Source organism: Tistrella mobilis KA081020-065 (assembly GCF_000264455.2).
In the GTDB taxonomy this organism is placed as follows: domain Bacteria; phylum Pseudomonadota; class Alphaproteobacteria; order Tistrellales; family Tistrellaceae; genus Tistrella; species Tistrella mobilis.
Genome location: NC_017956.1, coordinates 3,668,962 through 3,695,246, shown reverse-complemented (window position 1 = coordinate 3,695,246; position 26,285 = coordinate 3,668,962). Strand labels below are relative to the sequence as shown.

Genomic DNA, 26,285 nt, shown 5'->3' with positions numbered 1-26,285 from the left:
TCTGCCAGATATTCCGGAAGTGGACGTTTACATCGGACCTGTTGGCGGCGCAATTTCCAGGAACCGGATCATTCTGTGGAACGCTTGCGCCATGACCGCCACCGACCAGACCACCGCCACCGACCAGACCACCGGCCCCGATCTTTCCCGCTCCCGCGATCTTTCGGCCTGGGCGGGCGTGCCGCGCCCCGATCGGGCACCGATCGAGGGGCTCTATGCCCGGCTTGAACCGCTGAATGCCGCCACCCATGCGGCGGCGCTGTTCGAGGCCTCGGCCGCCCCGGGGGCGGAGGCGCGCTTCCGCTATCTGTTCGAGGAACCGCCCGTGGACGCGGCATCCTTTCAGGCCTGGGCAGAGGCGGCGCAGGCGAAGACCGATCCCCTGTTCTTCGCGGTGATCGACCGCGCGACCGGCCGCGCCGAAGGCCGGCAGGCGCTGATGCGGATCGACACCACCCATGGCGTGATCGAGATCGGCAGCATCCTGTGGGGGCCGACGATCGCGCGGAGCCGGGTTGCGACCGAAGCGCTGTTCCTGTTCGCCGACCTGATCTTCCGGATGGGCTATCGCCGCTTCGAATGGAAGTGCAATGCCGACAACGCCCCGTCCCGGCGGGCGGCCGAACGCTTCGGCTTCGCCTTCGAAGGCATCTTCCGCCAGCACATGGTGGTGAAGGGCGCCAATCGCGACACGGCCTGGTTCGGCATGACCGACGGTGACTGGTCACGGCTGAAGCCCCGCTATCTGGCCTGGCTCGACCCCGCCAATTTCGATGCGGAGGGCCGGCAGCGCACCCGGCTCGGCGTCTCGTGACCACGGCGGCCGGGGCCGGAAGCCAGCGCACCGATCTTGCCGCCCGCGCCTCGATGCTGCTGGTGACGGTGGTCTGGGGGCTGAACTGGCCGGCGGGCCGGCTGGCGCTTCAGGATCTCTCACCCTGGGCGCTGCGTGTGGTGTCGTTCGGCTGCGCCGCGGCCGTGCTGATGGCGGTGGCCCGCAGGCAGGGCGTCAGCCTCAGGATCGAAGGCCGCCGCCAGCGCCTGGATCTTGCCATCGCCGGCCTGCTCAACACCGGCGGCTTCGGCATCCTCGCGGCCTTCGCCCAGCTCGGCACCTCGACCAGCCGCACGGCGATCTGTGCCTATACCATGCCGATCTGGGCAACGGCGCTCGCCTGCCTGTTCCTTGGCGAGCGTCTGGACCGGCGGCGGATCGTGGCCCTTCTGCTCGGCATCGCCGGTCTCGGCGTACTGATGCAGCCGCTGATGGCGGGTGGCCTGCCGTCGGGCGTGATCTTCGCGCTCGGTTCCGCCGTCAGCTGGGCGGCGGGGACGGTCTGGCTCAAACGGGCGCGGATCCAGGGCCACCCGATCGCGATCGCCGCCTGGCAGCTGGTGGCCGGCACCGCGGCGGTGACGCTGGGCTTCCTGCTCGACGGGGCGGATATGGGCGACGGGCTGCATCTGCTGCCGGCGCTGGGCCTTGCCTACAACACCCTGATCGGCTCGGCCCTCGCCTACCTGCTCTGGTTCCAGGCGGTCGCCCGGTTGCCGGCCAGCGTTGCCGGGCTCGGCACCCTGCTGGTTCCGGCGGTGGGGGTGGTCGCCTCGGTGCTGCTGCTCGGCGAGCGGCCCGCCGCCACCGACCTTGCCGGCTTCGCCCTCATCTCGCTTGCGGCCCTGGCGGCCCTGGCCCCCGCAACCCTCCCCTCACGCTTCCGTTCGAGGCCCTGACCCCATGACCACGACCGATATCGTCATCCGGCCGATCGGCCCGGCCGATCACGCCGCCTGGATGCCGCTCTGGCGCGGCTATCAGAGTTTTTATCAGACCGACATTCCCGACGAGGTCTCGGCCGTCACCTGGGCGCGGCTGCTCGACCCGGCCGAACCCATGGGCGGCGCCCTCGCCTGGCAGGGCGATCGCGCGGTCGGGCTGGTCCATCACATCCGCCACCGCTCCTGCTGGACCAGCGGCGACTATTGCTACCTTCAGGACCTGTTCGTCGCCGCCGACATCCGCGGCAGCGGTGCGGGCCGCCGGCTGATTGCCCATGTCTACGATATCGCCCGGGCCGCCGGCTGTGCCCGGGTCTACTGGCTGACGCACGAGACCAACACCACCGCCATGCAGCTCTACGACAAGGTCGCCGACCGGTCGGGCTTCGTGCAGTACAGGAAGAGTCTTTAGGTTTAGCCCCTCGCCGGGCGGGCGCTACCGCGCCCTTGGCCGCCGCCTCAATGGCGGCTTGCACCCGCACGAGGTGTGCGGGTGCGGGGCCTGTCTCTGACGTCTGAGCCGGTGGTCCTTCTGCGGCCCGCGTCCCCGATCATGGGGGTGCGGGCCGTTTGCGTTCGGGCAATGGGGGAGCGGAGTTCGACGGCATTTCTGCAAGGATCGTCTTGCAGCATCGCAATTTGCAGTTTCATGCCACCCGGCTATTCTGAAGACACGGAACGACGACGAGACAGACCCGAAGCTGAAACAAAACCTACGCAGACTTCTTCCGGGACTGCCTCTCGCACAGAAGATTTTTGATCCCGACCGGCCGGGAACATGGCCGAGACTTCAGGGATCCGGCCTCTCCGCTCAACGAAACATCATCCAGATCATGCCTCCGGCCGCAGAATCTTCACGGCCGCAACGGGACCGGTCTGCGCTTCTTCAGGGGAAAACGTGTCATGCCCAGCATCCTGACCCGCGACAATGTCGAGATCCACTACAAGGATTGGGGCCCGAAGGACGGGCCGGTGGTGATCCTGAGCCATGGCTGGCCGCTGAACGCGGACAGCTGGGACCGCCAGGCGATGTTCCTGGCCGATGCAGGCTACCGGGTCATCGCCCATGATCGCCGCGGCCATGGCCGGTCCAGCCAGCCCTGGGACGGCAACGACATGGACCATTATGCCGACGACCTCGCCCAGCTGATCCAGGCCCTGGACCTGCACGAGGTGTCGCTCTTCGGCTTCTCGACCGGCGGGGGCGAGATCACCCGCTATGTCGGCCGCCACGGCACAGGCCGGGTTGCGAAGCTGGGCCTGATTTCGGCGGTGCCGCCGCTGATGCTGAAGACCGACGCGAACCCCGGCGGCCTGCCGATCGAGGTGTTCGACGGGATCCGCGCCGGCAGCCTGGCCGACCGGTCGAAGCTCTACCAGGACATCGCCTCGGGCCCCTTCTTCGGCTTCAACCGGCCGGGCGCCACGCCGTCGCAGGGCATGATCGACGCCTTCTGGTTCCAGGGCATGACCGGCGGCCACAAGAACACCTTCGACTCGATCAAGGCCTTCTCGGAAACCGATTTCACCGAAGACCTGAAGAAGTTCGACCGGCCGACGCTCATCGTTCATGGCGACGACGACCAGATCGTGCCGATCGACGCCGCCGGCCGGGCCTCGAAGCGCCTGGTGCCCCATGCGGAGCTGAAGGTCTACGAAGGCGGCCCCCACGGCATCACCGACACCCATGCCGACCGCCTGAACCACGACATGCTCGCCTTCCTGCAGAGCTGACTTCCCATCCGGCCCTTCCCGACCCTTATCAAACAGAAAAATCAGGAGACCACGGTCATGTCGAACGCGAAGCTCGAAGTCCTCACCCCCCAGAACAGCCAGCTCATCTTCATCGACCAGCAGCCGCAGATGGCTTTCGGCGTGCAGTCCATCGACCGCCAGGTGCTGAAGAACAATGTCGTCGGCCTCGCCAAGGCCGCGAAGGTCTTCGGGGTGCCGACCACCATCACCTCGGTCGAGACCCTGGGTTTTTCGGGCCACACCTACCCGGAACTGCTCTCGGTCTTCCCCGAACAGCCGATCCTGGAGCGCACCTCGATGAATTCCTGGGACGACCAGAAGGTCCGTGACGCGCTGGCCGCCGCCGGCCGCCGAAAGATCGTGGTGTCGGGGCTCTGGACCGAGGTCTGCAACACCACCTTCGCCCTCTCGGCAATGCTCGACGGCGGTTACGAGATCTACATGGTCGAGGATGCCTCGGGCGGTACCAGCAAGGCGGCCCACGACTATGCCATGCAGCGGCTGATCCAGGCCGGCGTGGTGCCGGTGACCTGGCAGCAGGTGCTGCTGGAATGGCAGCGCGACTGGGCCCGCAAGGAGACCTATGACGCGGTGATCTCGATCGTGAAGGAGCATTCGGGTGCCTATGGCATGGGTGTCGACTATGCCTACACCATGGTCCATGGCGCGCCCGAACGGGTGACCCACGGCCCCACCCTCGATCCTGTGCCGGCGACCCATGTGCCCGCCACCCCGTTCAAGCCGGCGTGATGCTCCCCTTGCCCGACGCCGCCTGATCCACCCCGGGCCGGCCGGAGCCTTCGGGCCCCGGCCGGCCCGTCTTCTTCCCGAAGGGAGACGGAGACCATGACCACCACCCGGACCGACCCATCCGATGCCGAAACCGGGCCAGCTGCCGCCAGTGCCTGGGCGCCGCTGCGCAACCGGGTGTTCCTCGCCATCTGGCTGGCGGTGATGGTCTCCAATACCGGCACCTGGGTGCGCGACGTCGCCTCGGGCTGGCTGATGACCGAGCTTTCGCCCTCGCCGCTGCTGGTCTCGCTGGTCCAGGCGGCCACCACCCTGCCGGTCTTCCTGCTCTCGGTGCCGGCCGGCGCGCTCGCCGACATCGTCGACCGGCGCCGGCTGCTGATCACCGTGCAGTCGGGGCTGCTGGTGGTGGGCGCCGCGCTGACCCTGTCGGCCCATCTTGGGCTGATGTCGCCGGGGCTGCTGCTCGCGCTGATCCTGGTCGCCGGTGCCGGTGCCGCCCTGTCGGGTCCTGCCTTCCAGGCCATCGTGTCCGAGGTGGTCGGCCGCGCCGAGCTGCGCCCGGCCGTCGCCCTGAACTCGCTCGGGCTCAACATCTCGCGGGCGGTCGGCCCGGCGCTGGGCGGGTTGATCGTGGCCACTGCCGGCGTGGCCGCCGCCTATCTGTTCGACGCCGTCTCGTATCTGGCCGTGGTCGGCGTGTTCCTGCTCTGGCGGCGCCCGGCCCGGACCTCGGACCTGCCGCCCGAAAGCTTTCTGCCGGCGATGCGGGCGGGGCTGCGCTATGCCGCCGGCTCCCGCGCGCTCGGCCGGGTGCTGCTCCGCGCCGGCGGCTTCTTCCTCTTCGCCTCGGCCTATTGGGCGCTGCTGCCCCTGATCGCCCGGGAACGGCTGATGGTCGATGCCGCGGGCTATGGCGTGCTCCTGGCCGCGATCGGCGCCGGTGCGGTGGCGGGCGCGATCGCCCTGCCCCGGCTGAAACTGCCGGGTCATCTTCTGGTTTTGGGCGGGACCCTGGTCACGGCGCTGGTCACCCTCGTCCTCGCCCTCGTCCAGGACCGCTGGGCGGCCACCGGCGCGCTGGCGGTGGCGGGGGCCGCCTGGATTGCGGTGCTGACCACCCTCAACGTCGCCGCCCAGTCCACCCTGCCCGACTGGGTGCGGGCCCGCGGTCTTGCGGTCTATCTGATGGTGTTCTTCGGCGCGATGACCGCAGGCTCCACCGTCTGGGGTCTGGTCGCCCAGAGCGCCGGGATCGAGGTGGCGCTGGTCGGCGCCGCCATCGGCGGCAGCCTTGCGGGCCTCGCCCTCGCCCGGCTGGTGAAGCTGCCTGCGGGCACCGACGATCTCACCCCCTCGCGCCACTGGCCGGACCCGGCTTCGGCCGCGCCGGTTGCGGGCGATCGCGGCCCGGTGCTGGTCACCATCACCTATCGGATCGACCCGGCCGATCGCCGGGCCTTTCTGGACGCGGTTCGGGAGCTGGCCCGCATCCGCCGGCGCGACGGCGCTTTCGGCTGGCGGGTGCTGGAGGATGCGGAAGATCCGACCCGGTTCGAAGAAATCTTCTTCGCCGCCTCGTGGCTGGAGCATCTGCGCCATCACCGCCGGGTCACCCGTGCCGATGCCGGGCTTCAGGCCGGGGTGAACCGGTTCCACAGGGGCGAGACCCCGCCCGTGGTCCGGCATCTGGTGGGGGCGGATCCCCGGGACGAACCCCTGCCCGCCATGGGCCATGATCATCACGACTGACGGGGCCCCGGGCGGTTGCTCTTGACCGCCCGGTCGATCTCGACCACATGAGCGGGCATTCCGGCGGTGATCCGTCACCGCCGGCCTCCCATCGAGGACAGGCTCTGCAGACGATGAGCAACGGCGAGACGACGACGACATGGCACGGCACCACGATCCTTTCGGTGCGCAGGGGCGGCCGGGTGGTGATCGCGGGTGACGGGCAGGTGTCGCTCGGTCAGACGGTGATGAAGGCCAATGCCCGCAAGGTGCGGCGCATCGGCGACGGCAGCGTGATCGTGGGCTTCGCAGGCGCCACGGCTGATGCCTTCACGCTGGTCGAGCGGCTGGAAGCGAAGCTCGAACGGCACCCGAAGCAGCTGGCGCGCGCCTGCGTGGAGCTGGCCAAGGACTGGCGCACCGACCGCTATCTGCGCCGGCTGGAGGCGATGATGGCTGTGGCCGATGCCAAGGTCTCGCTGGTGCTGACCGGCAATGGCGACGTGCTGGAGCCGCAGGACGGCATCATCGGCATCGGATCGGGCGGCACCTATGCGCTGGCCGCCGCCCGGGCGCTGGCCGATATCGAGGGGCTGGACGCCGAGACCATCGCCCGCAAGTCGATGAAGGTCGCGGCCGAGATCTGCGTCTATACCAACCACGAAGTCGTCGTCGAGAGCCTGGAGACCGCGTGATGGACACCCCCGCCTTTACCCCGCGCGAGATCGTCTCGGAACTCGACCGCTATATCGTGGGCCAGGGCCAGGCCAAGCGCGCCGTGGCCGTGGCGCTGCGCAACCGCTGGCGCCGCCAGCAGCTGCCGGAAGGGCTGCGCGAGGAAGTTCTGCCCAAGAACATCCTGATGATCGGCCCGACCGGCGTCGGCAAGACCGAGATCGCGCGCCGGCTGGCCAAGCTCGCCAACGCGCCCTTCCTGAAGGTCGAGGCGACCAAGTTCACCGAGGTCGGCTATGTCGGCCGCGACGTGGAACAGATCGTCCGCGACCTGGTCGAGGTGGCGCTGGTCCAGGTGCGCGAGCAGCGCCGGCGCGATGTCCGCGCCCGGGCCGAACTCGGCGCCGAAGAGCGGCTGCTGAACGCCCTGGTCGGCGAGACCGCCAATGCCGACACCCGGCAGAAGTTCCGCAAGATGCTGCGCGAAGGCACGCTGGACGATCGCGAGATCGAGATCGAGGTCGCCGAGGCCTCGGTCGCGGCACCGGCCTTCGAGGTGCCGGGCATGCCGCCCGGCCAGATGGGCATGGTGAACCTGTCGGACATGATGTCGAAGATGTTCGGCGGCCGCCAGGCGCGACGCAAGCTGACGGTCAAGCGGGCCATGGAGCTGCTGCTGACCGAAGAAAGCGACAAGCTGCTCGACCAGGAAGAGATCACCCGAACCGCCCTGGCCCAGGTGGAGCAGAACGGCATCGTCTTCCTGGACGAGATCGACAAGATCTGCGCCCGCGAGGGCCGCAGCGGGGCCGATGTCAGCCGCGAAGGCGTGCAGCGCGACCTGCTGCCGCTGATCGAGGGCACCTCGGTCGCGACCAAACACGGCGCGGTCAAGACCGACCACATCCTGTTCATCGCCTCGGGCGCCTTCCATGTCGCCAAGCCCTCGGACCTTTTGCCCGAACTTCAGGGCCGCCTGCCGATCCGGGTGGAGCTGGAAGCGCTGTCGCGCGACGATCTGGTCCGGATCCTGACCGAGCCCGAGGCGAGCCTGGTGCGCCAGTATGCCGCCCTGCTCGGCACCGAGGGGGTGACGCTGGACTTCCAGACCGACGGCATCGCCGCCATCGCCGACATCGCCGCCGAGATCAACCGCGGCGTCGAGAATATCGGCGCCCGCCGTCTGCACACGGTGATGGAACGGCTGCTGGACGAGGTCAGCTTCGGCGCGACCGACCATTCCGGCCAGACGGTCGCGATCGATGCGGCCTATGTGGAGAAGCAGCTGGGCGGCATCTCGCGCGATGCCGATCTGTCGAAGTTCATCCTCTGATACGGATGAGAGCACTGGACGCAACCGGTGCGTAATATTCTGAGCCGGAACGGCGCCCGCATCGTAAGGATCGATGCGGGCGCTGTCATGTAACTGTCACATTTTTGCAGAACTTCCGTCGCGATCCGCTACCATTCTCTGGCTCACCGGCACTCTCCCGGCATTGCCGCCGCCTTTCGGCTGCAGACAAGAACAGGATCGCATCCGCATGCACCGTCGCACGCTCAAAGCTGCCGTGATCGCCGCCTTCGCGGTGTTCGGCGCAGCCCTGGCGGCCGAGGCGCCCCCCGCGATACCCTCGTGATCGGCATCCAGCAGGAGCCGACCTCGATGGACCCGACCTCGGACGCCACCGCGTCGATCGACACCATCCTGACCCGGAACGTGTTCGAGACGTTGACCACCGCCGACGAGACCGGCACGGTGCAGCCGCTGCTGGCGAAGTCGTGGGAGGTGTCGCCCGACGGCAAGGTCTATACCTTCAAGCTGAACGAGGGCGTGACCTTCACCGACGGCAAGCCGCTGGATGCCTCCACGGTCAAATTCGCCTTCGAGCGGGCGATGGCGCCGGACAGCACCAATCCCAGCAAGACGATCTTCGCGCTGATCACCGGCATCGAAACCCCGGACGCCACCACGGTGGTCATCCGGCTGAAGGAGCCCGACGCCTATTTCCTGGCCAATCTGGCGATGGGCGATGCCGCGATCGTGCATCCGGACACGGCTGCCAACAACAAGACCACGCCGGTCGGATCGGGCCCCTACAAGGTGAAGGAATGGGTGCGCGGTGATCGCGTGGTGCTGGAGCGTAACGACGCCAACCGGCTGGCGGCGACCGCGAAGCTGCGCGAGGTGAGCTTCCGGGTGATCCCCGATCCCAACACCGCCGCGGCGGCGCTGTTCTCGGGCGACATCAATGCCTTCCCGGTGATCCCGGCGCCCGAGACGCTGGAGCAGTTCAAGCAGGACAAGCGCTTCGTCGTGGTCTCGGGCACGACCGAGGGCGAGGTCATCCTGGCGATGAACAACGCCAAGCCGCCCTTCAACGACATCCGCGTGCGCCGGGCGGTCAACCATCTGCTCGACCGTCAGGAGATCATCGACGGCGCGATGTCGGGCTACGGCACCCCGATCGGCAGCCATTTCCCGCCCCACAACCCGGCCTATGTCGACCTGACCGGCCGCTATCCGCATGACGTCGCCAAGGCCAAGGAACTGCTGGCCGAGGCCGGCTTCCCCAACGGCTTCGAGACCACCCTCCAGCTGCCGCCGCCGCCCTATGCCCGCCGCTCGGGCGAGATCATCCGCGAGCAGCTGGCCGCCGGCGGCATCCGCGTCCAGCTGGTGAACGTGGAATTCCCGTTCTGGCTGTCGGAGGTCTACAAGAAGAAGCTCTACGACATGACGATCATCGCGCATGTCTCGCCGCGCGACCTGTCGAACTACATCAAGGGCACGGAGTACTTCTACGGCTATGACAGCCCCGAGTTCCGCGCGATGTACGACGATTTCCGCAAGACCGTCGACCCGCAGCAGCAGATCGAAAAGCTGGAGGGCCTGCAGACCAAACTGGCCGACGATGCCGTGCACGGCTTCCTGTTCCAGCTGGCCCAGGCCGGCGTCTACGACGCGAAGCTGCGCGGCTACTGGAAGAACGCGCCGGAGCTGATCACCCCGCTGACCGACATGTATTGGGCGGATTGAGGGCATCCCTCGGATCCGTGCCGGACGGGCGTTTTACCTCCCGTCCGGCAGCCCCGCCGGATCAGGCCGGATCGATATCGACCATCACCGGCACATGGTCGGAGGGCTGTTCCCAGCCGCGCGCTTCTTTCAGGACCAGGGCGCCGCGCACCCGGGGGGCCAGGGTTGCGTCGGTCCAGATGTGGTCGAGCCGGCGGCCGCGATCGGCGGCGGCCCAGTCGCGGGCACGGTAGGACCACCAGGAATAGAGCTTCTGTTCGGGCGGGATGACCTGGCGGACCACATCGACCCAGGCGCCGGCGGCCTGGACGGCGTCGAGCTTTTCGACCTCGACAGGCGTGTGGCTGACCACCTTCAGCAGCTGCTTGTGGCTCCAGACATCGGTTTCGAGCGGCGCGATGTTGAGATCGCCGACCATGATCCGCGGCGCCGTGCTGCCGGCGATCTCGGGCCCCCAGGCGGTGAGATCGTCCAGGAAGCGCAGCTTGTGGGCGAATTTCGGGTTGACCTCGGGGTCGGGGACATCGCCGCCGGCCGGCACGTAGAAATTATGCACGACCATGCCGTCGGGCAGGCGGGCCGAGATGTGGCGGGCATCCTCGACGCCGCCCCAGAAGCGGTGGCCGGCAGGTTCGATCGGCCGCTTCGACAGGATCGCGACGCCGTTATAGCCCTTGTCGCCGCGGAACGAGACATGGGCGAAGCCCAGCGCCTGCACGGCTTCCAGCGGAAAATTGGCGTCGTCGACCTTGGTCTCCTGCAGGCAGACCACGTCGGGGCGGGTCTCCTCCACCACCCGGCTCAGCAGCGGCATGCGCAGCCGCAGCGAATTGATGTTCCAGGTGATCAGGCGCAGGCGGTCGGTCATCGGCGGCGTCTCCGGCGGGAACGGGTCGCCGATCTTCGCGGACCCGGCTGCCGGTGACAAGCCCGGCTGCCCGCGATCTGGAGTTATGCCGCCCGGAAGGCGGCGGGTGACCGGCCGGTCATCGCCTTGAAGGCACGGGTGAAGGCGCTGGTTTCGCTATAGCCCAGATGCAGCGCGATCTGGGTGACCGGCATCCGGGTTTCGGTCAGCATCGCCCGGGCGAGGCGCAGCCGGACCCGGTTGCGCAGATCGGCGAAGGCCACGCCCGCGGCGTCGAGCTTGCGCTGCAGGGTGCGCGGGCTCATGCCCAGATCGGCGGCAAGACCGACCAGTTCGACCGGCGTGCCGCGATGCAGCGCTTCCACGATCCAGGCCTCGATGCCGGCCACGAAGTCGATGCGGGCGGTGTGGTGGGCCAGGCGGCCGGAGAGATCGTCCTCCACTCGCCGGCAGCGGCCCGGATCCGCGGTCGGGATCACGGCATCCAGCCAGTGAGCGGGGAAGAGCAGCGCGTTCTCGCGCGCCCCGAAGCGGACCGGACAATCGAAATGATGGCGGTAGTCGGGGGCGTCGTCCTGTGGCTGGTGGCGGAACTCGACCAACGTTGCCCGGAAGCGCGGCCCGGCCAGCCAGGCCACGACATGATGCTGCAGGGCCAGGGTGAAATTGGCGTCCTGGGCCCGTTCATGCACCGTCGGATCTTCGATCTCGTAGGACAGCCGGGCAAGATCGTCCGAGACCTCCAGCCGGACCCGGGTGTTGTCCTGGGCGGTGGGCAGATAGCGGCAGAATTTCTGAAGCGCGCCGCCGACCGTCAGGTCGCAGTGGAACACCTCCCCCACCCCGCCCAGCCGGCGGATGTCGAAGACCCGGCCGTAATCGAGCCCGAAGGTGGTGGAGCCGGTATCGGCGGCGGCGGCTTCCAGGGTGGCGGTGAAGCTGGCGAGCGGCAGAACCTCGGCCCCGCCCGGCTCGGGCGGGAGGCCGATTCGGGCATAGACCTCTTCCGGCCTGCCGCCCTTCGACCTGATGATCGAGGTCAGTCCGTCAATGGCGCCCGAGGTGATGGTACCGAAGTGATGGGGCGAGATCATGGGCCGGACTCTCGTTTACTCGGAGTCGGGGGCCCTTTCGTCTAGCAAGATGCGTACCGTTATTTCGAAGAGCGAGAGAGCGGCCCGATCTGCGGGATAAAGCCGGCGGGCGGGGCGATTCTTCGGCTTTTTCTGCCCTGTTTTTAGTCAATCAGAATGATTCCAGGAATCATGCATCTAAAACAGGCAGATTTCGGTGAGCAGGGCCGGCGGCACCGCCAGGGTGACGAGGCCGATCAGACCCAGACCGACACCCGCTGCCAGCCGCAGCCGTGGTGCGCCGTGGCGGGCCCGGGCGATGAGCCCGCCCGCCCCGAGTGCCGCGGCTGCGACCGCCGGCATGGTGCCGAGAGCGAAGCCCGCCATCACCAGCGCGCCGCTGGTGGCGGATCCGGCGAGCAGGGCGGTGAGCAGGGCGGCATAGACCATGCCGCAGGGCATCAGCCCCCAGATCGCCCCCAGTGCGACGGCGCGGACGCCGGGGCCGGCCGGAACCGGCTGCGGCAGCAGCCCGGCTGCGGCGGCCCCCGCCCGGCGTGCCAGGCCGTCGAGCAGCCGGGGCCCCCGGCCGATGCCGGCCAGGGCGGCCCCCACCCAAAGCAGGTTCAGCGCCGCCGCGACCCTGAGCAGCTGGTTGGCGCCGGCCAGGTCGAGCAGCCCGGCGACCCCGGCCGAGCCGGTTCCGGCCACGGCGCCGGCCAGGGTGTAGGTGAGCGCCCGCCCCGACTGGATGCGCAGAAGCGCCCCGGCCCGGCCGCGGGCGGTGGCGACGGGCCGGGCGGCAAGCAGGGTGGCGGAAGCGATGCCGCCGCAGATGCCGGCGCAATGCAGGCTGCCGGCCAGCCCCAGCAGCAGCCCGCCCATGAAGGTCGGCAGCACGGCCATGACCCTCTCCCCCTCCCTCTCCCGCTGTCCGTCGTACCTTTGTGCGCCTCAGGCCGAGGCGTGGGCGCAGCAGCTGGCGGCGTTGGTCTCGGGCGCCATGTCGATGCAGGGATTGCCGTTGAAGAAGCCCGACGGCATCAGTTTGAAGCCGGTCATCACGCAGGGCTGGACGGGGAAATCCTCGATCCGGACCGGGTGGTGCAGGCCGAAGACATGCCAGAGCACGATGTCGGCATTCTCGATCGGCCGGTCCTGCTTCACGAAATCGGGCAGCCCGCCGGCGCCGGTCGAATGGTTCATGTGCTCGCCCGCCGGGAAGCGCTCTTCCGGATCATAGGCGGTGACCCAGACATGGTTCTGCACGAAGCCCGCCCGCTTTCCCGAGGGGCTGTCGGGATGGACGAAGGGGGTGACGCAATGGCCGGGTTCCAGCTTGTAGGCGACTGGCGTGCCGGCATGGTTCAGCCGACCGGGGTTGATCACCTTCCAGTAGCGATGGGTTGCGGGCTCGATCCGCCGGCAGGCCTCCAGCTCGGTCTTCAGCACCGTCTGGGCCTCGTAGAAGGCATTGCCATAGGGGTTGTCGGGGCCCGGCGCCTCGGCATAGGTGTTGCACTCGACGAAGCTGTTGGCGTCGCCGTCGATCGCCATGTCCAGCCGGGCGCAGAAAATGTGCTGGTGGATATGGCCGACCACCCCCGGCGCCACCTCGCGGCCGTATTTGGGCGGCTGGCCGGGGAGGCAGGCGGCGGTATTGATGATGCCCGTCGCCTTCATCTCGAACTCGATCGTGCCGTCGATGTGGAAGTACCAGTAGAGCGCGTATTCGTAATTGCCGACCGTGCAGATGCACGACACCACCAGCTTGCGCGCCCGGCGTACCTCGGCCCGTTCGGTGCGGAAGTCCCAGTGCTTCCAGAGCAGGCCGGAATCCTCTTCATGGATGCAGATCGCCTTCTCGATGGTCATCACCTCGCCGCTCATGGTGGCGAGATGGACGTCGAGATATTCGATGGCGCCCAGGCAGTCGCAGCCGAGCTTGAGCGAATTGGCGAGCTTGCCGATGCCGTATTCGCCGATGTCGAACACGTTCTTGCGGAAATGGCCGTTGTCGGGGCTGCCATAGGGCACGACCATCTCGACCAGCGAGGCGCGGTGGATGACCGGCCGGCCATCATAGCGGATGTCGTGGAGGGTGAGCGATTCGCGGGCATTGAAGCCCACCACCAGCGACCACTTGTCCCAGCTGAGCACGGGGCCGTCGAGGCGGAAGCTGACGCCTTCGGGCTGAACCACGTCGAGCGGCTTCAGCGCCGGGCGGAAGCTGTCGCGGAACTGGGATTCATAGTTGTGCTCCCCCATCGGCACCGGCACGACGCCGTAATCGTCGACCCGGATGACCTCCTGCGTCTTCAGGTCGACCACCGCATTCACGCCCTCGATCGGATGGGCGTAGAAGTTTTCGTTCTCGCGCAGCCGCAGCCAGGCGAAGGTGTGGCAGAGATGGCGGTGTTCCTCTCCCGGCACCGAGAAATTGCCCGCCGACCAGGGGTCGACGCAGACCATCGCCATGTCGGTGATGCCGCGCTTCGCGCAGGCGGCGACGAAATCGGGGCTCGCCTTCACGATGTCCTCGATCGCCATGAACTGTTCCAGCTGGATCATCGGCCGGGCGTCCGGCGCTTCGGTGACCGCGGTGACGGTGCCTGCATCCAGGTCGACCACGGTGCGGGTGACGCCCAGCCGGTGCAGGCTGAACAGGTTGACCCGCGCCTCACGCGGGACCGGGCTCCCGGCCCGATAGGCAGCCTTGTCGGGCTCTTTCAACTCGACGGTTTCGATGGCGAACTCGGCCAGTTCCGGCCGGGTACGAACGATCGAGACCGCCTTGCGGATCTCTTCCGGTGACAGCGGACGCAGCGGGTGCAGCACGTCGAGGGTGCGGGTGGCCTGGCCGTGGCAGCAATCCATGGGGCGAACTCCTGAAGGCGTGACGTCTGAAGATGTGCGGGGGCGGCGGGGGCAGGTGCGGGGGCGGAAGGATCGGTCAGGCGATCTCTTCAAAGGCCTTGCCGATGCGGGCATAGACGGCGGGCCTGCGGGCGCGCAGGCCCAGGGCGAAGGCGATGCCGAGGGCGCCGATCGCCAGGATCAGCAGCGGGAAGGCGGCGACCAGGCCCGAATCCGATCCGCTGACCAGCTCGACATTCGCGATCACCAGCCAGAGACAGACGGCAAGCCCGAGGCCCGAGAGTGCCGGCGCGATCGCCCGGTTCCAGAGCCGGACGCCGCGCGTATCGCTGCGGAAGAAGCCTGGCACCGACAGCGAGACTAGGATCTGCATCACCAGAATGCCGATGCTGGCGAAAGTGCTCATCCAGGCGAAGACCACGGCGAAGGGGTCGAGACCCGACAGCGCGAACAGGATGACGGCAGCCATGGCAAGCCCGGTCTGCACCAGCCCTGCCACATGAGGAGACTGGTGATCGGCATGGGTGCGGGCAAGGCCGGCCCAGGCCAGACCTTCCCGGCCGATGGCGAAGAAATAGCGGTTGATGGTGTTGTGGAACGACAGCGCGCAGGCGAACAGGCTGGTGATCAGCAGCAGGTTCATGATCGTGGTCACCGCCGGGCCGAGCAACGCGTCCGAGGCATCGAAGAACAGCGTGGCGGTGTGTTCGGTGGCGGCGGCGACGATATGGGACGGGCCGTAATACTGGGTGATCGCCCAGGTCGAGAAGGCATAGAAGCAGGCGATCACCACCACGGCCACATAGGTGGCGATCGGGATGGTCCGCCGTGGATCGCGGGCTTCTTCGCCGAAGATGACGGTGGCTTCGAAGCCGATGAACGAGGCGACGACGAAGACCAGGCCGACGCCCAACCCCTCGCCTGCGATGGTGGCGGGGGCGAAACTGGTGGCGGTGAAGCCTTCGGGGCCGCCGCCGGTGGCGACGATCGCGAGATCGAGCACCAGCAGGATCAGGATTTCCGCTGCCATGCAGATGCCGAGCACCCGGCCGCTGAACTCGATCCGGCGCATGCCGCAGACATGGACGGCCAGGCCCAGCGCCAGCGCGAAGGCCCACCAGGGCAGCAGTCCGCCGGTGGTGTCGGCCATGAAGAAGCCGAACAGGCCGAAGACCGCGATGTCGATGGCGTTGTAGGTGGCGAGCGCGATCAACGCTCCGCCCAGGCCGACCGGCTTGCCGAGGCCGGCGGCGATGAAGGGATAGAAGCCGCCGGCCGAGCCGACGAAGCGGTTCATGGCGGTGAAGCCGGCGGCGAACAGCAGATAGAGTGCGCCCACCAGCAGATAGGTGCCGGGCACGCCGGCGCCGTTGCCGAAGGCGAAGGCCGCGGGCGAGGCGCCGACCACTGCGGTCAGCGGCGCCGCAGCAGCCAGGACGAAGAAGACGATGTGCGAGACGCCGACGGCGTCGCGGCGCAGCGCGCCGGCCGCCGGCGCAGCCGGGCCCTTGGCACCGGTTGCTTCCGTGATCGTGGACATGAGACCCCCGTCTGCGGCCGGGCGACGCGCTCCCCGCGTGTCCCGTGCCACATGCCTTGCGCCGTGGTCGGCGTCGTTTGCGATGTTCATCCACGAGCCTGGGGCCTTCGGCGCCCGGTCACTTGACATCGAGCGACAATTTGCCGCGCCGCATCATGAACGCGAGGGTCGGACGGGGGGCGATGCGGCTGCGCCCGGGGGTTCAATCTGCCCCCGACTTTGGTCCATCGGCGGCAAACTGTGATTGAAGCAACTTTACAAACGGCGGATCTGTGCCCAAATGCCGCGCGGGCGCGTGACCTGAGCGGTGTCGGGGGGATGCCGGGGGCCATGCACCCGTCCCGCATCGAGGAGAGCCGGAACATGCCGTCCACGACCACTGAGACCGTCAAGCCCGTCGCCCACGAAGTGGTGTTGATCGAAGGCGACGGGATCGGACCCGAGATCGCTGCAGCCGTGCGGCTGATCTTCGAGGCGGCGGCCGCCCCGGTGAGATGGACACCGGCGATCGCCGGCGGCCGCGCCTTTGCGGCCGGCGTCGCGACCGGCGTGCCGGCCGAGACGGTCGATGCGATCGAACGCGCCCGTCTGGTGCTGAAGGCGCCGCTGGAAACCCCGGTCGGCCATGGCGGCAAAAGCGCCAATGTGACGCTGCGCAAGCTGTTCGAGATGTATGCCAACATCCGGCCGGTGAAGGAACTGGCCGGCATCACCACCCCGTTCTCGGGCCGCGGCATCGACATGGTGATCGTGCGCGAGAATGTGGAAGACCTGTATGCCGGCATCGAGCATATGCAGACGCCGGATACCGCCCAGGCGCTGAAGCTGATCACCCGCCGCGGCTCTGCCAAGATCGCCCGCGCGGCCTATGAACTGGCCCGGCGCGAGGGCCGCAGCCGCGTGACCGCGGTGCACAAGGCCAATATCCTGAAGCTGACCGAGGGCCTGTTCAAGCGCACGGTCGAGGCGGTGGGCGCCGGCTATCCCGACATCACTACCGACCACATGATCGTCGATGCCTGCGCCCACAAGCTGGTGGTGGCACCCGAGCAGATCGACGTCGCGGTCATGACCAACATGAACGGCGACATCCTGTCGGATCTGGCCGCCGGCCTGGTCGGCGGCCTGGGCCTCGCCGCCAGCGCCAATATCGGCGACCATGCGGCGATGTTCGAGGCGGTCCACGGCTCGGCCCCCGACATCGCCGGCCGCGGCCTTGCCAATCCCACCGCCTTTCTGCAGGCCGGCCTGATGCTGCTGCGCCATCTGGGCGAGGCCCGTGCGGCGGCGCGGATCGAGGCGGCGCTGGCGCTGACCCTGTCCGAAGGCCGGGTGCTGACCGGCGATCTGGCCCGCGGCAAGGTCGAGGCGGCATCGACCATGGCCTTCGCCGAGGCGGTGGCCGCCAATCTGGAGCGGGTGGATCCGGCGAGCCTGCCCGAGACGGCGGCCACCGCCGAGGCTGAAGCCGCGCTGGCCCCTGCCCTGCCCGACCGGATCACCGTCACCACCCGCGAGGATGTGGGCTTCGACCTGTTCTTCGAGGTGGAGACGGCCGATCCGGCTGCACTCGGTGCCGAGATCACGGCGCTGGCCGAAGGCTCTCCCTTCCGGCTGAAGCACCTGTCCAACCGCGGCACCGCGATCTGGCCGGGGGCGGTGTCGCGCACCGAACTCACCCCCCACTGGCGCGCCCGTTTCGTGCGCCGCGCCGATGCCGCGGCCGGTTTCGACGATGCCGCGGCCCTTGCCCTGATCGGCAAGGTGGGCGCGCGCCATCGCTGGATGCATGTCGAGAAGCTGCTGGTGACCGATGGCGCCGACGGCTTCAGCCGCGACCAGGGCGAAGCCTGATCCGGACCCGTGCAAGGGGGCGCCGCCCCCTGGACCGCCGCCCCGGCACTACCGCATCCGCCGCAGACGAAAACACCCCGCCAGGGCAGTCCTGGCGGGGTGTTTTTCTGAAACTGGAGCGGGCGATCGGGATCGAACCGACGACATTCAGCTTGGGAAGCTGACGTTCTACCGCTGAACTACGCCCGCGCGGTGCAGGCAAGATAGCCGGGCGTCCCGCCGCGATCAAGGCCGCAGATGCGGCCGCCGCCCGCGGGGCGCATGGATTCTGCATGGTTGACCTTCAGGTCGTTCCGGGCGTGTATGGGACCGAAGCTGGAACACAGATGATGCAGGAGGGCCCCTGATGCCGCAGATCAGCCGCCACCTCGCCGTTCTGGCCCTGCTGGGGCTTGCCGCCTGTGCGACGAAGGCGCCGGTGGTATTCCTGGCGGATGAACCGGTCCGGCCCTTCGACGGGCCGGTGACGCTGGCAGGGCCTGGGGCTGAGACCGAACTCGACTGCCGGCTGGCGATGCAGGCGACGCTGGATCCGCGGATCGGCGCGCGGGAAAGCCACAGCGAGGGCCCGGTCGGGGTCGCCTATCACCCCCTGGAGGATGGCGCGGTCCGGCTTGCCGCCGCTTTCCGCAACGCCTCGGTAGGCGCGCGGATGTTGCCGGCCGAGGGCCGGGTGGTGGTGCGGATGGACGAGGGCACCGACACCGAGCCGGGGCTCCGCCCGGCCTATCTGCTGTCGGGCTATCTGGGCTTTCTGGGCGGGGCCGGCGTCTATGGCCGGCCGCTCGACCAGGGCGACGATCTGCCGGTGCCGCCCGATCCGCCGCTGATCGCCCTGTTCCAGCAGGCGCTGGTGGCCGATCCGGCGCAAAGCGTCTATGTGCGCCGGCCCGAGGCCGCCGAAGGCAGCCGGGTGGTGGCGGGCGGCATGGAGATCGACGGCCGCCCGGCGGTGATGATCCGCACCGTGTCGCATCAGATGACCGAGGTGGCGCCCGGGGTGGTGCGCGCGGGCTATCTGTCGTCGGACTATGTGACGGAAGAGATCTACGACACCGCAACCGGCCTGCCGCTGCGCCAGCAGCTGGACCTGACCATCGATGCGGTCGACGGCGCCGAGCGGACGCGGATGGTCCATCACATGTCGACCATGACCTGCCAGGCGGCAGTCGCACCCGGGGCATGAATTTCCGGCCGGCCGGCTGTTGTTGTCGTCGGTGATGAGGCCTGTATTTGAAGTCGATTTCGTGTCGATCAGTCCATTGAGTGGGTCTGGCGGAGCTGATCCTCACCACACACCAGATCATTTGGAAGAAATCCGTTTCTGTTCATGAAAGCGACTTGTTGCGTTTGCACAATATGCCCTATCGTTGACCGATATGCAGATCGGAGCAGGAGGGGGCACGATGGACGCGGTGATCGGCTGGTTGTTTGGTGGGTTTCTGCTCTATGTCGTCGTCGCCCTGGTGGTGCTGGCCATCCGGCACCGTATGACCGACGACGAGGGCGACAAACCCAACGAGACCCTGTCTCTTGGCGCTTATGTTCCGGTCTTTCTGCGCAGGTATCGGATCCGGCTGATCATCTCGGCTATCCTCACTCTGATCATGCCTCTGATCGGCTGTGCAGCGCTGCTCACGATCTTCTTCTCCCGGTCCGCGAAGAGCGGGAAGATGGTCTACAAGAGCGAAAAGCAATGGAACCGGGACGAGGTCGGGGCGAATCAGGCCTGGCTTGCGAGCCTCGGGCCTGACCATGACACACGGGCTGCGCGGATCGAGGCGATGTTTGCTGAACGGACCGAAACCCTGGAGGCGGTAAAGTTCCTTACCTGGGATACGTGGTCCGGCCCGGAGAAGACGACCAGTTACGTGGGATTCAGCGTAAAGCGCAATCTGGCCGTTATTGACAACCGCGAACGGGAATATCTCCGGATCGTCGAACTGCTCAACAGCGCCACCGATGGCCAGGAGGAACTCTACCGCTTCTGGCGCGCGGCGCTGATCTGGGGCGACGGCAAGGGTGAAGCCGGTCGCAGCCAATATCAGAACGTGGATGCCGGCAGGCCGGTCCCCACTGCCTTTGAGCACAAGGGCGGCAGCGTCGACCGGGTGGTATCGGCCATCAACAATCATCTGACCGAGAAGCGCCGGGCGGGTGTGCTACCCGCGGCCCTCGGCCGCGCGGTGGCAGACGCTTCGGATCGTCTGGCGCCGGGCGGCCAGGGCTGGCTGAAACCTGAACAGGTGGCCGAGACGACCTTTGCGCCGCAGTCGCCGCATGTGCTGCACATCGGCAGCTTCCCGACCGGTGAGGCACTGACCTATTCCGGCGAGGGGTCGATGATCACCATCGCACCGCCACGCTCGGGCAAGACCCAGTGCCACGTCTTCCCCAATCTGCTGACCTGGACGGGTCCGGCCGTTGTGCTCGACATCTCGGGGGACATCTACGAGACGACGAGCAAGTGGCGGGCTGAGAATGTGGGGCCGGTCTGGAAGTTCAGCCCGCTCGAACCGGATGCCAGCCACTGCTACAATCCGCTCACCTTTGTACGCGGCCATCCCGACTACATCTGGGAAGACGCCAAGCTTCTCGCCGAGATGATGATCGTGCCCTCGAATACCAGCGAGGCGTTCTGGGACAATGAGGCCCGTACCGTGCTGACGGCGGCCATTGCCCATGTCTGCTATTCCAACCCGCCCGAGAACCGGCCGATGCACGCGGTGCTCGACATCGTCTATGGTGGTGAGGCTTGGCAGAACATGCTGATGGGCCTGCGCATGGCGGTGGACGTGCGGGTGATGATGCAGCATGCCACGGCCTTCGAAGACATGAATGAGAAGACGCTGTCGAGCGTGCTGCAGACTGCCCGTTCCAGCCTCGGCGCCTGGGCCGGCGAGCGGATTTCGAGGGTTACGGCACGGTCCGACTGGAGCCCGCTCGATCTGCGTGGCGGCGGGAACCCGACCATCTACATCTATCTGCGTCCCAACGAGGTCGATGCCTATCTGTCGCTGCTGCGCGTATTCATCGGCCAGCACATCCGCATGCTCACCGGCGGCCCGGTACCACCGCGCGGTTCGCCGCCGATCCTGTTCATGCTCGACGAGCTGCCGCGCCTGAAGACCATGCCGCCGGTCGACGAGGCGCTGAACATCGGCGCGAAATACGGGCTGCGCCTGTGGATGTTCGCTCAGAGCGTTGGCCAGATGCAGGAGGCGTACAAGAACGCAGACGGCATGATGAGTGCCTGCGCAGTCCGCGCCTATATGAATCCGACCGGTGCCGACGGGCTCGCCGAGCGGCTGTCGGAGGAGATCGGCTATACTGACAGCCTGGTCGACGGTCAGCGGCGACGGGTGGTGGAAGCGGCGGAACTGGCCGGCCCCGCCTTCCGCGAGCAGATGGTGGTCTTCGGCCTGGGGAGCCGCCCGGCCCGGGTGCGGAAGGATCTCGCCTGGAAGGACGCGACCCTGAGTGCCCGGATGGGGGCTGCCGATTTCGTGCCGGCCGGCGACGGCGCCCGGGCTTCCTGACGGCGGAGGGAGAGCAGGCGATGGCAGGATGGGATCCGGAATACCGGCAGGTCTGGGAAGCGCATCAGGCACGGCAGACCGAAGCCGAACGTGCGGTGCAGGCTCTGCGTGAGGCCGAGGTGGCGCGCGATCTTGCGACAGGGCCCGAAGATCGGGCGGCGAAGGCCGGCGAGGTCGACCGCCTGCGCGAGGAGATGGTTGCTGCCCGGGCCGCGGTTTCGGCCCTGGAGCTGGAGGTGGCACAGACCCATCCCGAGCGGGCCGAATGGCTTGAGGCCGGTATTCCGCCGGCAGACGGGCCGGTGCGTGAGGGTGATCCGCTGGTGGTGGTGGGGCACGAGGTGCTGTCGACGGCGATCGAGCAGGCTGCCCATCTGGACGGTCCCTCAATGCAGGTGGTCGGCCAGGCCATAGAAGCCCTGCCCACACCCGACGAGGCCAGACTCTGGGCGGAGGCTGCCTCGACGGCGACGGTCATCGAGATTGCGAGTGAGCATAGCGGTCTCGCTCCCGGTGCCCTGACACCTGAAATCCTGGCACAGACGGCACCTCTGGTCGAACGCATGGACGACTTCGCGCAGAATCGCGACGACATTCTGGACGAGCCTGCGCCCTCTCAACCGCCCGAGCCCACGCGGATACAGGATGATGGACCCGCTCCGACGGCGCCGCCGCCCCGCTCCGATCTCGACCAGACGCATGAGATGCAGCGTCAGGCGCTGGAAGAAAAGCTGGAACTGCACCGCGATCATCAGGAAGCCCGGATCGCCCGCGGTGAGGTGAGGGATGCGGACACGCTGCGCGAAAAGATGGAGGAGGCGGCAGCCCGCGAACGGCAGCGGCTGGAAGAGCGTCAGGCAGCCGAACGCGAACGCGCCACGCGTGAGGCCATGGATCGCGCCGCGGCGGAGCGCGAGGCGGCGGCACGCCGCGAGGCCGAGGCGCGGTCGGCACTGACCCGCTGACCTTCCCGATCCGGGCGCACGCCGACGTGATTTGTGCGTCCGATTGCGATCCGTCATATGCTGGAGCATCCGACAGCCTGGAATGAGGATGCCGACGCATGATGGTCTGGACGCGGATACGGAGGATGACTGCGGCTCTGGCGGTGCTGGGTGCCACGGCACAGATCGTGGTCAGTACAGCGGCGTTGTCTGCGGAGACCACCACCGCTTCGCAGCAGCAGCCGGCACCGAAGCCCCAGGGGGCCCAGCTGCGGGCGCAGACCGACTGGCAGGCGGTGCTGGACGAGGCCCGCGGCCAGACCGTGCGTTTCAATGCCTGGGGCGGTGATCCCGACATCAACGAATTCATCGAACGCGTGGCGGCCGAGACCGAGGGCTGCTGCGATGTCGTCGTCGAGCTTGTGAAGCTGGCCGACACCGCCGAGGCGGTGGCCCGGATCAAGGCCGAGGCGGCGGCGGGGCGCAAGACCGAGGGCGGTTCGGTCGATCTCATCTGGATCAATGGCGAGAATTTCGCGGCGCTACGCACGGCGGATCTGCTCTGGGGGCCGATGCTCGACCGGCTGCCCAATGCGCGCTTCATCGATCTGGGGGCCAATCCGGCACTTGCCCGCGACGGGTCATTGCCGGTCGACGGCTACGAGGTGCCCTGGGGGCTGTCGCAGTTCGGCCTGGTCTACGACCGGGCGGTGACGCCCGAGCCGCCGCGCAGCCCCGCCGCCCTGGCCGACTGGATCGAGGCCCATCCCGGCCGCTTCACCTATCCCGCACCGCCGGATTTCATCGGCAGCGCCTTTCTGAAGCAGATGCTGATCATGCTGCTGCCCAAGGAAAAACGGCCCGCTCTGGCACGGCCGGCGGATCCGGCCAAGGCGCCGGGCCTGACCGCGCCGCTGTGGGCCTGGCTCGACCGGATCCGGCCGGCGATGTGGCGCGAGGGGCGGGCCTTCCCGCCCAACGGCCCGGCGCTGGAGCGGATGCAGGCCGATGGCGCGGTGGATCTGGGTTTCACCTTCCACCCGGGCCAGGCGGCCTCGGCCATCGCCTCGGGGCTGATGCCGGCCTCTACCCGGGTGATCGGCTGGTCGGGCGGCAGCATCGCCAATGCCCATTTCATCGCCATTCCCGCCAATGCCGATGCCAAGGCGGGGGCGATGGTCTTCGCCAACATGCTGATCTCGCCCGAGGTTCAGGCCGCCAAGCTGGATCCGTTGATCTGGGGCGACATGACCGTGCTCACGGCCGGGCGACTGTCGGCAGAGGACCGGGCGGTGTTCCGAGACATCGATCTGGGCCCCGCCTGGCCGAGCGAAGAGGAGCTGGGCCCCGCCATCCCCGAGCCGCATCCCAGCTGGACCGACTGGCTGGAGGCTGAATGGGCGCGGCGCTATCTGGCCGGTTGAGCCGGGCGTGACCGGGCAGCCGGGTGCCGGAGACTGGCGGCCGGCGGCGCCGCCCGCGCGGTCGCCGCTGCTGGCCGCCGCCCCCTGGATCGCGGCCGTGGTGCTGGCACCGCCGCTGGCGGGCGGGCTGGTCGGGGCGGTCGCCGCGGCCCCGCTGTCCGCCTGGCGGCTGCTGGCGGCCGAGCCGGGCATCGGACGATCGATCCTGACCTCGGTTCTGGTGGCGGTGGCGGCGACCCTGATCTCGACGGCGCTTGCCGGGGCGATCGCGGCCCTGGTCGCGGCACGCCCGGGCCGGGCCGGGGCGACCGAGCGGCTTGCCCTTGTCCTGGTGGCTGCCCCCCATGCCGCCGTGGCGGTGGGGCTCGCCTTCCTGATCGCGCCCACGGGGCTGCTGTTCCGCCTGGCGGGCGGCTGGGTCTATACGCGCGCCGACGGGCGGGCGCTGCCGCCCGATCTGCCGCTGCCCGGCGATGCCTGGGGGCTGTCGCTGATCGCAGGGCTGGTGGTGAAAGAGATGCCCTTCCTGCTGGCGCTGACCATCGCGGCGCAGGAACGGGTGGGCGCGCGCGCCGCCCTCGACCGCGCCCGCAGCCTGGGCTGGCCGGCCGCCAGCGCCTGGTGGCGGGTGGTGGCGCCGCAGATCTGGCCGCTGCTGCGCCTGCCGGTCGCGGCGGTGGCGGTCTATGGCCTCGGCACGGTCGACATGGCGCTGGTGCTGGGGCCCAGCCTGCCGCCGGTGCTGGCGGCGCGCAGCCTGTCGCTGCTGTTCGATCCCGATCCGGCCCGCGCGGCGGCCGGTGCCGCGGCCGCCCTGCTTCAGCTGGTTCTGGCGGTCGGGGTGATCCTGGCCGGGCTTTGCATCGAACGGCTGGTGCGGTGCGGCGGGGCTGACCGGCTGACCGTCCGCCCCCGCCGGCCGCTGGCGCCCTTTGCCTCCCGCCTTGCCGCCGGGCTGGGGCTGCTGGTGCTGGTGATGGCGGTGCTGGCCGTGGTGACGCTGGTCTTCTGGGCCGGGGCCGCGGTCTGGCGCTTCCCCGACCCGCTGCCCGCCGGCTGGTCGACGGCGCGGCTGACGGGCATGGCGGCCGGTCTGGCCCCTGCGGCGGGGGCAAGCGCGCTCTATGCCCTGCTGCCGGTGATCATCGCGGTGCCGCTGGCCCTGCTGCTGCTGGAAGGCCGGGCCAGCCGCCCTGCCGCCAGCCGCCCTGCCGCCAGCCGCCCTGCCCACGACGCCGGCGACGCGCTGATCTATCTGCCGCTGCTGCTGCCGCCGGCGGCGTTTCTGGCCGGGTTGCAGGGCCCCGTGCTGCGGCTTGGCCTGGACGGTACCGGGCTTGCCCTGGTCTGGTGCCATCTGGCGACGGTGTTTCCCTATGTCTTTCTGGCGCTGCGCGAAAGCTATCGCCGGACCGATCCGCGGCCGCGCCGGCTGGCCCGCAGCCTGGGCCGCAGCGGCTTCGGCGCCTGGGCGGCGGTGATGCTGCCGCTGACCGCACGGCCGCTGGCGGTGGCGGCGGCGATCGGTTTTTCGGCCGGGGTGGCGCAGTATCTGCCGGCGGTGATGATCGGTGGCGGCCGGATCCCGCTGCTGGCGACCGAAGCGGTGGCGGCTGCGGCCGGGCTGGACCGTCGTGCGGCGGCGGCGGCGGCCCTGCTGCTGGCCCTGCTGCCGGCGGCGGGCTTTCTGCTGGCGAGCCTGATCCCCGAGCCGGCCGGCGGCCGGAGGCGCCGATGAGCCTGGCGCTTGAGGAAGTGGCGGTGGCGATCGGCGGCCGCCGGCTGGTGGGGCCGCTCAACCTCGGCGTGCCGCCCGGGGTGATCGGGGCGGTGCTGGGGCCGTCGGGCATCGGCAAATCGACCCTGCTCGCGGTGATCGCCGGCATCGCCGACCCGATCGTGGCCATGCGCGGCCGCATCCTTCTGGACGGAAGGCCGATCGACGACCTGCCGCCCGAGCGGCGCCGGGTGGGGCTGATGATGCAGGACGACCTGCTGTTTCCGCATCTGACGGTGGCCGCCAATATCGGATTCGGCCTGCCCGCCGGGCTGGGCCGGGCGGCGCGGCGGGACCGGATCGCCGCGGCGCTGGCCGAGGCCGGGCTGGACGGGCTGGGCGGGCGACATCCGGCGACCCTGTCGGGCGGTCAGCGGGCGCGGGTGGCGCTGATGCGCATGCTGATGGCGGATCCCCGGGCGGTGCTGATGGACGAACCCTTCGCCCGACTGGACCGGCCGCTGGCCGCGCGCCTGAGGGCGCTGGTCTTCGACCGCCTGCGGCGGCGTGGCGTGCCGGCGCTGATCGTGACCCATGATCCCGACGAGGCCGCCGAGGCGGGCGGGCCGATCCTGCATCTCCACGCGCCGGATGGGGAATTTTCCTGACATGATCGGCACTTGACCCTCCGTGGCGGGCGGGCGTATCGTGCCTCTCGCACC

21 protein-coding genes and 1 tRNA gene are annotated in these 26,285 nt (G+C 68.8%); 16 read left to right on the top strand and 6 right to left on the bottom strand.

Annotated features, from left to right (window positions below; translation table 11 throughout):
* Nucleotides 1–91: 91 nt before the first annotated feature.
* From TMO_RS16905 to TMO_RS16865, 9 genes are all read left to right on the top strand, one after another.
* Nucleotides 92–814: a GNAT family N-acetyltransferase gene (locus TMO_RS16905; RefSeq protein ID WP_014746870.1), complete on the top strand. Its 723-nt coding sequence runs from the start codon at nt 92–94 to the stop codon at nt 812–814.
* On the top strand, nt 811–1,734 hold the full coding sequence (locus TMO_RS16900; protein ID WP_014746869.1) for a DMT family transporter: 924 nt from the start codon (nt 811–813) through the stop codon (nt 1,732–1,734). The genes TMO_RS16905 and TMO_RS16900 overlap by 4 nt, the downstream gene beginning before the upstream one ends.
* Before the next feature lie 4 nt (nt 1,735–1,738).
* Complete coding sequence (locus tag TMO_RS16895) at nt 1,739–2,191, top strand: GNAT family N-acetyltransferase (protein ID WP_014746868.1); 453 nt, start codon at nt 1,739–1,741, stop codon at nt 2,189–2,191.
* 491 nt (nt 2,192–2,682) lie between these two features.
* Nucleotides 2,683–3,513, top strand: coding sequence for an alpha/beta fold hydrolase (locus TMO_RS16890; RefSeq protein WP_014746867.1), 831 nt, complete (start codon nt 2,683–2,685; stop codon nt 3,511–3,513).
* Nucleotides 3,514–3,570: 57 nt separating this feature from the next.
* Entirely contained in the window at nt 3,571–4,284 is a 714-nt protein-coding gene (locus TMO_RS16885; protein WP_014746866.1) for a hydrolase, read from the top strand.
* Between the two features lie 96 nt (nt 4,285–4,380).
* Complete coding sequence (locus tag TMO_RS16880) at nt 4,381–6,036, top strand: MFS transporter (protein ID WP_014746865.1); 1,656 nt, start codon at nt 4,381–4,383, stop codon at nt 6,034–6,036.
* A 113-nt stretch (nt 6,037–6,149) separates the two neighbouring features.
* Nucleotides 6,150–6,710 (top strand): ATP-dependent protease subunit HslV, encoded by a 561-nt coding sequence (hslV, locus tag TMO_RS16875; RefSeq protein WP_014746864.1) that lies wholly within the window; start codon nt 6,150–6,152, stop codon nt 6,708–6,710.
* On the top strand, nt 6,710–8,023 hold the full coding sequence (gene hslU, locus TMO_RS16870) for an ATP-dependent protease ATPase subunit HslU (protein ID WP_014746863.1): 1,314 nt from the start codon (nt 6,710–6,712) through the stop codon (nt 8,021–8,023). The genes hslV and hslU overlap by 1 nt, the downstream gene beginning before the upstream one ends.
* Before the next feature lie 330 nt (nt 8,024–8,353).
* On the top strand, nt 8,354–9,727 hold the full coding sequence (locus TMO_RS16865) for an ABC transporter substrate-binding protein (protein WP_228382239.1): 1,374 nt from the start codon (nt 8,354–8,356) through the stop codon (nt 9,725–9,727).
* 61 nt (nt 9,728–9,788) lie between these two features.
* Here TMO_RS16865 and xth read toward each other — a convergent pair whose 3' ends face one another.
* The 5 genes from xth to TMO_RS16840 form a co-directional block, all read right to left on the bottom strand.
* On the bottom strand, nt 9,789–10,595 hold the full coding sequence (gene xth, locus TMO_RS16860; protein ID WP_014746861.1) for an exodeoxyribonuclease III: 807 nt from the start codon (nt 10,593–10,595) through the stop codon (nt 9,789–9,791).
* 83 nt (nt 10,596–10,678) lie between these two features.
* Complete coding sequence (locus tag TMO_RS16855) at nt 10,679–11,689, bottom strand: AraC family transcriptional regulator (protein ID WP_014746860.1); 1,011 nt, start codon at nt 11,687–11,689, stop codon at nt 10,679–10,681.
* A gap of 177 nt (nt 11,690–11,866) precedes the next feature.
* Nucleotides 11,867–12,574: a sulfite exporter TauE/SafE family protein gene (locus TMO_RS16850; RefSeq protein ID WP_014746859.1), complete on the bottom strand. Its 708-nt coding sequence runs from the start codon at nt 12,572–12,574 to the stop codon at nt 11,867–11,869.
* 48 nt (nt 12,575–12,622) lie between these two features.
* On the bottom strand, nt 12,623–14,545 hold the full coding sequence (locus TMO_RS16845; protein ID WP_014746858.1) for a primary-amine oxidase: 1,923 nt from the start codon (nt 14,543–14,545) through the stop codon (nt 12,623–12,625).
* 76 nt (nt 14,546–14,621) lie between these two features.
* Nucleotides 14,622–16,085 (bottom strand): APC family permease, encoded by a 1,464-nt coding sequence (locus TMO_RS16840; protein ID WP_014746857.1) that lies wholly within the window; start codon nt 16,083–16,085, stop codon nt 14,622–14,624.
* A gap of 363 nt (nt 16,086–16,448) precedes the next feature.
* Between TMO_RS16840 and TMO_RS16835 the strand changes: the two genes are divergently transcribed.
* Entirely contained in the window at nt 16,449–17,939 is a 1,491-nt protein-coding gene (locus TMO_RS16835) for an NADP-dependent isocitrate dehydrogenase (protein ID WP_014746856.1), read from the top strand.
* Between the two features lie 114 nt (nt 17,940–18,053).
* Here TMO_RS16835 and TMO_RS16830 read toward each other — a convergent pair.
* Nucleotides 18,054–18,128, bottom strand: a tRNA-Gly gene (locus TMO_RS16830).
* A 157-nt stretch (nt 18,129–18,285) separates the two neighbouring features.
* Here TMO_RS16830 and TMO_RS16825 point away from each other — a divergent pair.
* The 6 genes from TMO_RS16825 (at nt 18,286) to TMO_RS16800 (ending at nt 26,231) form a co-directional block, all read left to right on the top strand.
* Nucleotides 18,286–19,125 (top strand): hypothetical protein, encoded by an 840-nt coding sequence (locus TMO_RS16825; protein WP_014746855.1) that lies wholly within the window; start codon nt 18,286–18,288, stop codon nt 19,123–19,125.
* Between the two features lie 220 nt (nt 19,126–19,345).
* A complete protein-coding gene (locus tag TMO_RS16820; RefSeq protein ID WP_014746854.1) occupies nt 19,346–21,478 on the top strand; it encodes a type IV secretory system conjugative DNA transfer family protein in 2,133 nt (710 codons plus the stop codon).
* Between the two features lie 20 nt (nt 21,479–21,498).
* Nucleotides 21,499–22,443 carry a hypothetical protein gene (locus tag TMO_RS16815; RefSeq protein WP_014746853.1) on the top strand — a complete coding sequence of 315 codons (945 nt, stop codon included), beginning with the start codon at nt 21,499–21,501 and terminating at the stop codon, nt 22,441–22,443.
* 125 nt (nt 22,444–22,568) lie between these two features.
* Entirely contained in the window at nt 22,569–23,846 is a 1,278-nt protein-coding gene (locus tag TMO_RS16810) for an ABC transporter substrate-binding protein (protein WP_041605060.1), read from the top strand.
* Between the two features lie 7 nt (nt 23,847–23,853).
* Nucleotides 23,854–25,584 carry an inner membrane ABC transporter permease protein YnjC gene (locus TMO_RS16805; RefSeq protein WP_014746851.1) on the top strand — a complete coding sequence of 577 codons (1,731 nt, stop codon included), beginning with the start codon at nt 23,854–23,856 and terminating at the stop codon, nt 25,582–25,584.
* Nucleotides 25,581–26,231: an ATP-binding cassette domain-containing protein gene (locus tag TMO_RS16800; RefSeq protein WP_014746850.1), complete on the top strand. Its 651-nt coding sequence runs from the start codon at nt 25,581–25,583 to the stop codon at nt 26,229–26,231. The genes TMO_RS16805 and TMO_RS16800 overlap by 4 nt, the downstream gene beginning before the upstream one ends.
* Nucleotides 26,232–26,285 lie beyond the last annotated feature (54 nt).

What these genes read in the sequence shown, in the direction of transcription:
- TMO_RS16825 (WP_014746855.1), top strand. Translation starts at nt 18,286, where the DNA reads ATGCCGCAGATCAGCCGCCACCTCGCCGTTCTGGCCCTGCTGGGGCTT.
- TMO_RS16905 (WP_014746870.1), top strand. Translation starts at nt 92, where the DNA reads ATGACCGCCACCGACCAGACCACCGCCACCGACCAGACCACCGGCCCC.
- TMO_RS16835 (WP_014746856.1), top strand. Translation starts at nt 16,449, where the DNA reads ATGCCGTCCACGACCACTGAGACCGTCAAGCCCGTCGCCCACGAAGTG.
- hslV (WP_014746864.1), top strand. Translation starts at nt 6,150, where the DNA reads ATGAGCAACGGCGAGACGACGACGACATGGCACGGCACCACGATCCTT.
- TMO_RS16855 (WP_014746860.1), bottom strand. Translation starts at nt 11,689, where the DNA reads ATGATCTCGCCCCATCACTTCGGTACCATCACCTCGGGCGCCATTGAC.
- TMO_RS16810 (WP_041605060.1), top strand. Translation starts at nt 22,569, where the DNA reads ATGACTGCGGCTCTGGCGGTGCTGGGTGCCACGGCACAGATCGTGGTC.
- TMO_RS16890 (WP_014746867.1), top strand. Translation starts at nt 2,683, where the DNA reads ATGCCCAGCATCCTGACCCGCGACAATGTCGAGATCCACTACAAGGAT.
- TMO_RS16895 (WP_014746868.1), top strand. Translation starts at nt 1,739, where the DNA reads ATGACCACGACCGATATCGTCATCCGGCCGATCGGCCCGGCCGATCAC.
- TMO_RS16845 (WP_014746858.1), bottom strand. Translation starts at nt 14,545, where the DNA reads ATGGATTGCTGCCACGGCCAGGCCACCCGCACCCTCGACGTGCTGCAC.
- TMO_RS16885 (WP_014746866.1), top strand. Translation starts at nt 3,571, where the DNA reads ATGTCGAACGCGAAGCTCGAAGTCCTCACCCCCCAGAACAGCCAGCTC.
- TMO_RS16840 (WP_014746857.1), bottom strand. Translation starts at nt 16,085, where the DNA reads ATGTCCACGATCACGGAAGCAACCGGTGCCAAGGGCCCGGCTGCGCCG.
- TMO_RS16820 (WP_014746854.1), top strand. Translation starts at nt 19,346, where the DNA reads ATGGACGCGGTGATCGGCTGGTTGTTTGGTGGGTTTCTGCTCTATGTC.
- TMO_RS16880 (WP_014746865.1), top strand. Translation starts at nt 4,381, where the DNA reads ATGACCACCACCCGGACCGACCCATCCGATGCCGAAACCGGGCCAGCT.
- TMO_RS16815 (WP_014746853.1), top strand. Translation starts at nt 21,499, where the DNA reads ATGGCAGGATGGGATCCGGAATACCGGCAGGTCTGGGAAGCGCATCAG.
- TMO_RS16865 (WP_228382239.1), top strand. Translation starts at nt 8,354, where the DNA reads ATGGACCCGACCTCGGACGCCACCGCGTCGATCGACACCATCCTGACC.
- TMO_RS16850 (WP_014746859.1), bottom strand. Translation starts at nt 12,574, where the DNA reads ATGGCCGTGCTGCCGACCTTCATGGGCGGGCTGCTGCTGGGGCTGGCC.
- xth (WP_014746861.1), bottom strand. Translation starts at nt 10,595, where the DNA reads ATGACCGACCGCCTGCGCCTGATCACCTGGAACATCAATTCGCTGCGG.
- hslU (WP_014746863.1), top strand. Translation starts at nt 6,710, where the DNA reads ATGGACACCCCCGCCTTTACCCCGCGCGAGATCGTCTCGGAACTCGAC.
- TMO_RS16800 (WP_014746850.1), top strand. Translation starts at nt 25,581, where the DNA reads ATGAGCCTGGCGCTTGAGGAAGTGGCGGTGGCGATCGGCGGCCGCCGG.